Raw genomic sequence first — 3,348 nt, forward strand, 5'->3', positions numbered from 1 at the left:
GGCCGGTTCGGCCTCGGCCTGCTGCGGGCGGCCTGCCGTGGGGTGTGCCGGGCGACCGGGTGCGGTTCGGTTTCTGGGGTGCGCGGGACAGCGGCGAGTGGGTGGAACACATCGGGCACCAGCGCGCCGGCACCGGCTACTGAATCACGGTCTCCACCGTCAGCGTGATCGGCGCGGGATCGATGAGCTGCTCGGGCGACACGTCCAACGCCGCCGCGAGCGCGACCAGATCGTCGACACTCAGGCCCCGCTCACCATGCTCGATCTTGGACAGGCCGGTGGGCAGGATCGGGCGCCCGATCTCGGTCAGCCGCTCCGACAGCTGCACCAGCGTGAGACGCCGCGCCTTCCGCAGCTGCGTCACGCGACGTCGCACTCGTTCGCCGGTAGATCCCACCTCGATCGGCTGCGGCCCCATATCGGCAATCTAACGACCTTGGAGAGCAATGACAGTCGTCGGGATCGCGATGGTGCGCGACGAGGCCGACATCATCGCCGGCACTCTGCGGCACATGGCCGGCGAAGTCGACCAGCTGCTCGTCGCCGACAACGGCAGCACCGACGGCACCCGGGACATCCTCGAGGGCCTGGTGCCCGACCTGCCGCTGATCGTTCTCGACGACCCCGATCCCGGCTACTACCAGTCGGCGAAGATGACGAAGCTGGCCGGGACCGCGCGTCTCCTGTTCGAGGCCGCCTGGATCGTGCCGTTCGACGCCGACGAGCTCTGGTACTCCCCAGCCGGTCGGATCGCCGACGTCCTCGCCTTGAGCCGCCGGCCCTACGCCGTCGCCGAGCTCCACAACCATCTGGCCTCCGCGTTGGACGAGGCCGGCGACGACCCGTTTCGCACGATGGTCTGGCGGCAGCCGGACCCGGGACCGCTGCCGAAGGTGGCGGTGCGCTGGCAGGACGGGGCTGTCATTCACCAGGGCAACCACGGGGTGACTCTGCCCGCTGGCGGGCCGGCGCTCGAGGGCGCGCTGGCGATCCGGCACTTCCCGGTCCGCTCGCCGCAGCAGCTCGCCCGCAAGGCGCGTAACGGCGCCGCCGCCTACGCGGCCGCCCCCGACCTGCCCGAGCACGAGGGCGCGCACTGGCGTGCCTGGGGCCAGCTCCACGCCCAGGGCGGAGACGACCTGCTGCACGAGGTGTTCCGCGAGCACTGGTGGTACCTGTCCCCGCGCGACGCCGGCCTCGTTCGCGACCCGGCGCCCTACCTCCGATGGGAGAACTGATGCAGGCGCCGAGCGTCGGCCAGATCGTGCACTACGTCAGCTTTGGTACTCCGGGTGGCGAGTACCCGAGCGTCTGCCGCGCGGCAGTGATCACGGAAGTCAAGGAGAACGGCGACTGCGTCGGCCTCGCTGTGCTGAACCCGACGGGCATGTTCTTCAACCAGCACATCTGCCAGGACGAGGATTCTCGTGCGGGCGGTACCTGGCACTGGCCGGAGCGGGTGCCCGCGTCGAGCGAGCCCTCCGTCCTGGAATCGGCCAAGCTGATCGCCGCGGCGTACCGGGAACGCGCGCAGCTGGTCGCGTACCTCGCCCGCATCCACGATGCGCACTGGGCCGCCGATGCCGCTGAGCCGGACTGGCCCGTGATCTGTATCCACACGGCGGTCGGCCAGCTGAGCTGGCACGTCAGCCAGACCGACATGGGCCTGTTCCCACCTGGGCTCGAGAAGCGCCCTTCGGACTGGGACGGCCACTCGACGGAGGAGAAGTACGCCCGCCTGGCGCAGCTCGGAGCGTGACGCGGGTCGCGGTGATCGTCCCGTTCCGACCGGACGGTGCTGAGCGGGACCGCCACTGGGCCTGGCTCGCCAAGCAGTGGCGTACCACCTCCCCTGGCTGGGAGCTGCGGGTCGGCGAACACCCAGCGTCGGCCGGGCCTTGGTGCAAGGCGGCCGCCGTCGCGGCCGCGCTCGAGGACTGCACGGCTGAGGTCCTCGTCGTCGCCGACGCGGACGTGTGGGTGACCCCCACGTACACGGTGGCCCGGGCGGTTGCGCTGGCCGCCGGTGGCGCGCCGTGGGTGATGCCGCACCGGCAGGTCCGCCGTCTGTCCGCCGCCACCACCGGCCGGGTGCTCGCCGGTGGGGCGCTCGAGGAGGCCGGCGCGGCCCGGGCCTCGCTGGCCGAGCGGCCGTACGGCGGGATGCGTGGCGGTGGACTGTTCGTGATCCGCCGCGAGTCCTGGGTGGACGTGGGTGGCCTGGATCCGCGGTTCGTCGGCTGGGGTGGCGAGGACGAGGCGTTCGGCCGGGCTGCCGACGCGCTGCTCGGTGAGGTCGTCCGGCTGCCAGGGGTGCTGTGGCATCTGTGGCATCCGCCGCAGCCGCGGCTGTCCCGCACCGTCGGCAACGCCGAGTCTCAGCAGCTGCTCGGCCGCTACCGGTCCGCCCGCCGGGACCGGCGCGCGCTGCGACTGCTGATCGACGAGCGGAGGTAGCCGATGCCACGCAGGCAGACGGTCACGATCGAAGGCCTCGACGAACTCGCCGGCGCCGCGCGCCGCATCGGCGAACGGGTCCAGCGAGGCGTCAAACAAGCCGTTGCCGAGTCCCTCGACGCGGTGAAGACCGACGCCGAGCGGCGCGCACCTCGCCTCACTGGCGAGCTGCAGGAGAGCGGCATCGATACCCAGGTCGACGACGACGGCCAGGCCGGCGACGTCGGCTTCACCCGCGACGGCTTCTACGGCCTGTTCCAGGAGCTCGGCACCAGCCAGCATCCGCCGCAGCCGATGCTCGGCCCGGCCGCCGAGGCCGAACGCGCCGAGCTGCCCCGCCGCCTGGAACGGCACATCCGCCGCGAGCTCGGAATCTAAGGAGACCCTGTGACGATCTTGACGGACGCGGTGAAGAACGCCGCTCTGGACGAGGCAGCCACGATGCTCGGCTACCTCTCCGCCCACAGCGGCTACAGCTCGATCGGCGGCAACGAATCCAGCAGCGCCCGGCAGGGCCTCGCCTGGGACGCGGCCACCAGCGCGGTCGTCGCGATGAACGGCGCCGAGAGCCTGGCGATGCCGGCCGGCAGCACGGTGTCCTGGCTGGGCCTGTGGTCCGCGGTCACGGGCGGGACGTTCCGCGGCATGCTCCCGAACAGCGGGGGCGCGGCCGCGCAGGCGTTCACCGCGGCGACCACGGACACCCTGACCTGCCCCGGGCATGGGTACAGCAACGGCCAGCGCGTCACGATCCTGCCCGGGGTGAGCGGCGCTGTTCCGACCGGTCTCACCATCGGCGCCATCTACTGGGTGATCAACGCGGCGACGGACACCCTGCAGCTGTCGACCACGCAGGGCGGCTCCGCGGTCGACATCACCGCGGCCGGCGCC

5 protein-coding genes and 1 pseudogene are annotated in these 3,348 nt (G+C 72.0%); 5 read left to right on the forward strand and 1 reads right to left on the reverse strand.

The window, feature by feature from the left end; translation table 11 throughout:
• Nucleotides 1-136: 136 nt before the first annotated feature.
• Nucleotides 137-364 carry a helix-turn-helix domain-containing protein gene (locus FREUN1FDRAFT_RS38430; RefSeq protein WP_006545849.1) on the reverse strand — a complete coding sequence of 76 codons (228 nt, stop codon included), beginning with the start codon at nt 362-364 and terminating at the stop codon, nt 137-139.
• An 82-nt stretch (nt 365-446) separates the two neighbouring features.
• Between FREUN1FDRAFT_RS38430 and FREUN1FDRAFT_RS38435 the strand changes: the two genes are divergently transcribed.
• The 5 genes and pseudogenes from FREUN1FDRAFT_RS38435 to FREUN1FDRAFT_RS38460 all read left to right on the forward strand — a co-directional run.
• Nucleotides 447-1,238 (forward strand): glycosyltransferase family 2 protein, encoded by a 792-nt coding sequence (locus FREUN1FDRAFT_RS38435; protein WP_006545850.1) that lies wholly within the window; start codon nt 447-449, stop codon nt 1,236-1,238.
• Nucleotides 1,238-1,759 (forward strand): hypothetical protein, encoded by a 522-nt coding sequence (locus FREUN1FDRAFT_RS45675; protein WP_006545851.1) that lies wholly within the window; start codon nt 1,238-1,240, stop codon nt 1,757-1,759. Before FREUN1FDRAFT_RS38435 ends, FREUN1FDRAFT_RS45675 begins: the two co-directional genes overlap by 1 nt.
• The gene (locus tag FREUN1FDRAFT_RS38450; protein ID WP_006545852.1) at nt 1,756-2,457 is read left to right on the forward strand and encodes a galactosyltransferase-related protein; all 702 of its coding nucleotides are present in this window, start codon (nt 1,756-1,758) and stop codon (nt 2,455-2,457) included. Before FREUN1FDRAFT_RS45675 ends, FREUN1FDRAFT_RS38450 begins: the two co-directional genes overlap by 4 nt.
• Nucleotides 2,458-2,460: 3 nt before the next feature.
• Nucleotides 2,461-2,835 (forward strand): HK97-gp10 family putative phage morphogenesis protein, encoded by a 375-nt coding sequence (locus FREUN1FDRAFT_RS38455; RefSeq protein ID WP_006545853.1) that lies wholly within the window; start codon nt 2,461-2,463, stop codon nt 2,833-2,835.
• 9 nt (nt 2,836-2,844) lie between these two features.
• Nucleotides 2,845-3,348: pseudogene (locus tag FREUN1FDRAFT_RS38460) on the forward strand (hypothetical protein); the annotation flags it as partial.

The sequence above is a fragment of the Parafrankia sp. EUN1f genome (genome assembly GCF_000177675.1).
Classification (GTDB): domain Bacteria; phylum Actinomycetota; class Actinomycetes; order Frankiales; family Frankiaceae; genus Parafrankia.

Excerpts from the sequence above, each read along its gene's own strand:
- FREUN1FDRAFT_RS38435 (WP_006545850.1), top strand. The coding sequence starts at position 447 with ATGACAGTCGTCGGGATCGCGATGGTGCGCGACGAGGCCGACATCATC.
- FREUN1FDRAFT_RS45675 (WP_006545851.1), top strand. The coding sequence starts at position 1,238 with ATGCAGGCGCCGAGCGTCGGCCAGATCGTGCACTACGTCAGCTTTGGT.
- FREUN1FDRAFT_RS38455 (WP_006545853.1), top strand. The coding sequence starts at position 2,461 with ATGCCACGCAGGCAGACGGTCACGATCGAAGGCCTCGACGAACTCGCC.